General features: G+C 63.0%; 1 protein-coding gene. It reads right to left on the bottom strand.

The window, feature by feature from the left end:
* The coding region (locus tag NW856_RS12710; RefSeq protein ID WP_414400570.1) for a DegT/DnrJ/EryC1/StrS family aminotransferase at nt 1-857 on the bottom strand (857 nt) is incomplete at its 3' end.
* Between the last annotated feature and the right edge of the window lie 123 nt (nt 858-980).

Here is a 980-nt window from a genome sequence, read left to right as displayed (position 1 = left end):
ATCAAACCCGGGATCCCTTGCAGCAAGCGGTGGTAACACTCCGCAATCCCCTGCCGCCGCCAGTTCCACTCCCGCAGATAAGGCAACTTCACCGAGAGAATCACCGCCTGCAGCGCATCCAAACGACTGTTGAGACCCAGATACTCGTGGTGGTACGGACGGGTCTGCCCATGCTCCCGCAGCGCCCGCACCCGACTGGCCAGTTGGGGATCCCGCGTCACCACCGCCCCCCCATCCCCAGCCGCACCCAGATTCTTGCTGGGAAAAAAGCTGAAGCAGCCCACCTCTCCCCAAGTGCCCACCGGCCTGCCCCCCCAGCAGGCCCCCACCGCCTGGGCACAATCTTCCACCACCGCCAAGCCGTGCCGCCGGGCAATAGCCAGAATCTGGGTCATGTTGGCCGCCTGCCCAAACAAATGCACCACCACCACCGCCTTGGTGCGGCAGGAGATGCTCCTTTCCAGCAGCTGCGGATCCAGGTTAAAGGTGCACGGATCCACATCCACAAACACCGGACGCGCCCCCACCCGGCTGATGGCGGCAGCCGAGGCAAAAAAACTAAAGGCACTGGTGAGCACCTCATCCCCCGCCTGGATGCCCAAAGCCTGCAAAGCCAACACCAAGGCATCGGTGCCGGAATTGCAGCCGACGGCCTCCAAAGAGCCACCCCCCAAAAACTGGGCAAACTGCTCCTCAAAGCGCTGCACCGCCGCCCCGCCGATGTACTGGCCAGAGGCCAGCAGAGCCTCCACCTGCGGCTGCAACAGCCCGGCCAAAGCGCGGTACTGCCCCGTCAAATCCAACAGTGGAATCGGCTCCTCCGTCATGGTGCTGCCTTTGGAGAAGGTGGCGGCCACAGCCCATCATCGCGGATGAGAGCCTGTGTACACAACGCTCTGGCCCAGAAGGGTTCTGGGGTTTGTCTTCCGCGGGTCGAGCTGGCCCTGAATCTATCCACCCAATCTGAGATAGAGTAAGCG

Source organism: Synechococcus sp. R3-13 (genome assembly GCF_047462195.1).
Classification (GTDB): domain Bacteria; phylum Cyanobacteriota; class Cyanobacteriia; order Thermostichales; family Thermostichaceae; genus Thermostichus.
The sequence above is the reverse complement of the archived record's forward strand: the minus strand, read 5'-3'. Positions and strand labels throughout refer to the sequence as shown.